We start from the raw sequence: 4,022 nt of genomic DNA, 5'->3' as shown, positions 1-4,022 counted from the left end.
GCACGACACGTCGCCCCGGCGAAGGCCGGGGCCTCATGCGGCTCCTGCGGCGCGCCATCTCCGGGAGATCCCGGCTTTCGCCGGGATGACGTTTGGTTGGAGAGAGGATCGGCCTAGCGCCGAAGCGGCGCCTCGGCCCCCGCGAAATAGCGCGCGAGCGGCTCGACCATGTCGTCCGGGATGCGCCGCGCGATTACCGCCATCGCGTCCTGCGGCTGGCGCGCGTCGATCGTCTTGTCGTCGTGCCGCCACTGCCGCAGCCGCTGCGCCAGATAGGATGCGCGCTGCCCGGCGAGCACCGGCTGCGCCTTGCCCGGCGCGTGACAGCCGGCGCAGGCGGGCAGCTGACGTTCGGGCAGACCGCGCGTCACGATCGTGCGCACACGCTCGTCGCCACCGGCGGGAACGGCGTCGCCCAGCCCCGGAAGCGCCGCGAAATGCCGCGCCAGCGCGCGCCGGTCCTCCGGCGTCAGCGTCGCGGCAGCGTTGGCCATCACCGCGCTGGCGCGCGCGCCGCTCGCGTAATCGCGCAGCGCCCGTTCCAGATAGCGCGGGTCCTGCCCGCCCAGCACCGGTATGTCGCCCTGCCCGCGCCCGCGCCCGTCGGCGCCGTGGCACGCGACGCAGCCCGCCAGCACATCGCCGCCCAGCGCGCGCGGGTCGGTGGTGCCCGCCCCCGTCGCCATCCCGCTGAGCGCGCGATATTGCGCGGGCGACAGCGCCGGCAGGCGGCGCAGGAACGCGACCATCCGCCGGATCTCGTCGTCGCGGCCCGCCGCGCCCCAGGCGGGCATCCCGGTGAACTTCACCCCGTGGCGCAGGATGTAGAACAACTGCGCGTCGGTCCATTTGTCCTTCAGCGCCGCGTCGGTCAGGTCGGGCGCGGGCGGCGTCGCCTTCTGCATCACCGGCGACGGGCGCTGCCCCGGCGCGCCGTGGCAGGTGGCGCAGGCGGCGGCGAAATGCCCCGCCGCGCTGACCAGCTGGCCGTCGGTGGCGATCACATCCTCGGGTGAATCGAACCAGGCGTGGGTCTTCACCGAATTGCGCATCGTCCAGTGCAGGAACCAGTCGCTGATCGCCCAATGCCCGGACGAGGCGGCGATGTTGAAGATGCCCGACCAGGCGAACAGCAGCCCCGCCGCCGCCAGCCCCGCCAGGACGGCCGCGATACGCTTCCACGTCAGCCGGATCGTCATGCCGCCCTGCGTCCTTTCAGGATCGTGCCGAGCAGCCACAGCCCGCCCAGGCAGTAACTCGCGCCGCCCACCACCAGCATCACCACCCCGCCCAGCGCCTGGTCGGCCAGCGCGTCCAGCCCCGGTGCGGGGTGCATCGCCATCATCATGTACAGCGGCCGGCCCGCCAGCCCGATCAGCACGCCCAGCAGCGTCATGTGCATCGACGTGACCAACAGCGCCGCCACCCCCGCCGCCGGCTGCGCCAGCGCCGATCGCCACAGCGCGATGCCGACGCCCAGAAACAGCGCCTGTTCGACCAGCGCGACCGCGAGATGCGCGTCGGCCAGCGCGCGCAGCGCGGGCGCGTGCCACGCCCAGACGATCGCGAACTCCGCCATCGCCCAGCCCAGCGGCGCGCCCGCCGATCCGCCGCGCGCTGGCGCGCCGAGCGCGATCAGCGGCGCGGCGATCGCGACGGCGGCCATATGCGCCATCATATGCCCGGTCATCCCCAGCCCGGCGACCGCCAGCACCGCCGACAGCGCGGCGACGATCCAGCCCGCCGCGCTCACCGGCAGTCCGTCAGCATCAGCGCCGGCGCGGCGGTGAACACCACCGCGACGAAGCTCAGCCCCGCCAGCAGCAGTGTCGACTTGGCGATGAAGCGCAGCCGGTCGATATCCGTGCCCTCATCATGCGGGGGCGGGTCGCCGGGGGTGCGCGACTGGACCCAGGCGATCGCGCCGGCCGCGACGATGATCGCCAGCGCCGCGCCCGTGCCGATCACGAACGCGGTGGTGAAGCGCGGGAACTGCCCCAGCTTCGCGCAGCTGACCGACACCCACAGGTAACAGAACAGGAAATGCACCGCCCAGACGGTCGGCGGGACGATCAGCGTCCACAAGGTGACGCGCAGCGCCAGGATGCGGGCGCGCAGGCCGCGGGGGCGATTGCCGTGGGGACTCTCGTTTTTCACGATCCCGCCCCCGGAAACAGCCCGATCGTGGCGTAGGTGACGATCGCGGTCAGCGCCATGAAATGGTGATAGACGGTGATGTTGCGGACATCGGCGTCGTAGCGCGGGGTCATCCGCCCGGCGATGCTGCGCGCCAGCGTGTAAAGCTGCATGATCGCGCCGACGCCATTGTGCGCGACGGTCCAGATCACCAGCGTCCACACGATCGCGGGATAGACGTGGAGCGAGGGTTCCAGCCCCGTCGTCATCGGCCCCGCCAGCCCCGCACCGATCGCCGCCAGCGACGCGATCGCGCCCGCGCCCAGCAGCCCGCGCGCCGCTCCCTCCGCGCCGCGCGCGTTCAACTCGCGCGCCACGACCGTCATCACCCAGGACGCCAGCGTGACCGCCAGCGCCACCATCGGCCAGAACGCCCCCGGCCCGTCCAGCCCCGGGCCGCCCGGCGGGAAATCGTCATGACGGGTCCAGAAGAAATAATAGCCGAAGACGAGGCCCGAGAAGGCCGTCGCATCCGCCATCATCGTGATGAACATCGCCCACCACCCCGCCGACGACCCGCCGGAGCAATAGAGCGGCACCGTCAGCCCGTGGCCGATCGACTTCTCTTCCTTCTCCGGGATTTCCGCGGTGCCGGTCCACAGCCACCACAGCACCATCGCCAGCGTCGCCACCGCCCCCGCCAGCGCCGCCCAATAGAGGTGATAGGTGGTCAGGATGAACACGCTGCCCAGCGCGACGGCGGTGACCATCGGCTTGGCGCTGGGCGTGCCTAGCCGGATCACCTGCACCGGGCGCGCGTCGAGCACGCTGGTGATGATCGTCTCGCGCCGCCCCTCCTGCGCATCGGGCAGGAAGAAGCGCCCTTCGTCGACGTTGCGCACGAAGTTCTTCTGGTCCCAGATCGGATAGCGGCTGGTGATGAGCGGGACGGAGCGGATGCCCCAATCCTCGTCATCAGGGTGCGCCAGCCATTCCAGCGTGCCGGCGTTCCACGGGTTGCGCGGCGATTTCTGCCGCCACGGGCTGCGCGCCAGGTCGACGCACACCAGCAGCACGCCGACCGCGAACACGTATGACCCGATCGTCGACGCCATGTTCAGCCCGCCCACCCCCAGCTCCGCCGGATAGGTGAACACGCGCCGCGGCATCCCCATCAGTCCGGAGAAATGCATCGGGAAGAACGTCAGGTTCGCGCCGACGAACTGGAACCAGAAGGCGGTGCGCCCGATCCGGTCGGACAGCTTCTTTCCGGTGATGAGCGGCCAGTAATAATACAGCCCGCCCATCAGCGGGATCAGCGTCCCGCCGATCAGCACGTAATGCAGGTGCGCGACAATGAAATAGGTGTCGTGCGCCTGCCAGTCGAACGGCGCGATCGCCACCATCACCCCGGTCAGCCCGCCGACGACGAAGATCGCGATCGAACCGAAGGCATAGAGCAGCGGCGTCGACCAGGTGACGCGCCCGGCCCACATCGTGGCGATGAACACAAAGATCTGGATGCCGGTGGGGATCGCCACCGCTTCGGACGCGGCGGAGAAGAACGCCAGGCTGATCTTGGGCAGCCCGGTGGTGAACATGTGGTGCACCCACAGACCGAACGACAGGAACGCCGTTCCCACTGCCGCCAGCACGATCCACGGATAGCCCAGCAGGTGGCGCTGCGCGAAGGTCGGCACCATCATCGCGAACAGCGCGATCGAGGGGAGGAAGACGATATAGACCTCCGGGTGGCCGAAGATCCAGAACAGGTGCTGCCACAGGATCGCGTCGCCGCCCTTCGCCGCGTCGAAGAACGGCCAGCCGAGCAGCCGCTCCATCTCGAACAAGATGTCCCCGGCGATCAGCGGCGGGAACGCGAACAG

The 4,022-nt window shown here is 70.4% G+C and carries 4 protein-coding genes; all 4 read right to left on the bottom strand.

Annotation, left to right across the window (positions count from 1 at the left end; translation table 11 throughout):
* Positions 1–113: 113 nt before the first annotated feature.
* A complete protein-coding gene (locus AX685_RS06190; protein WP_066486522.1) occupies positions 114–1,199 on the bottom strand; it encodes a c-type cytochrome in 1,086 nt (361 codons plus the stop codon).
* A complete protein-coding gene (locus AX685_RS06185) occupies positions 1,196–1,753 on the bottom strand; it encodes a cytochrome c oxidase assembly protein (protein WP_231738612.1) in 558 nt (185 codons plus the stop codon). Before AX685_RS06185 ends, AX685_RS06190 begins: the two co-directional genes overlap by 4 nt.
* The gene (locus tag AX685_RS06180; RefSeq protein ID WP_231738610.1) at positions 1,750–2,157 is read right to left on the bottom strand and encodes a hypothetical protein; all 408 of its coding nucleotides are present in this window, start codon (positions 2,155–2,157) and stop codon (positions 1,750–1,752) included. Before AX685_RS06180 ends, AX685_RS06185 begins: the two co-directional genes overlap by 4 nt.
* Positions 2,154–4,022 (bottom strand): cbb3-type cytochrome c oxidase subunit I (locus AX685_RS06175; protein ID WP_066486518.1); only part of this gene is annotated, 1,869 nt, incomplete at its 5' end. The genes AX685_RS06180 and AX685_RS06175, both read right to left, overlap by 4 nt.

Source organism: Sphingomonas sp. CCH9-F2, assembly GCF_001556735.1.
GTDB classification, from domain to species: Bacteria; Pseudomonadota; Alphaproteobacteria; order Sphingomonadales; family Sphingomonadaceae; genus Sphingomonas; species Sphingomonas ginsenosidimutans.
Note: the sequence above shows the minus strand (reverse complement) of the source record. Positions and strands in the feature narration are given on the sequence as shown.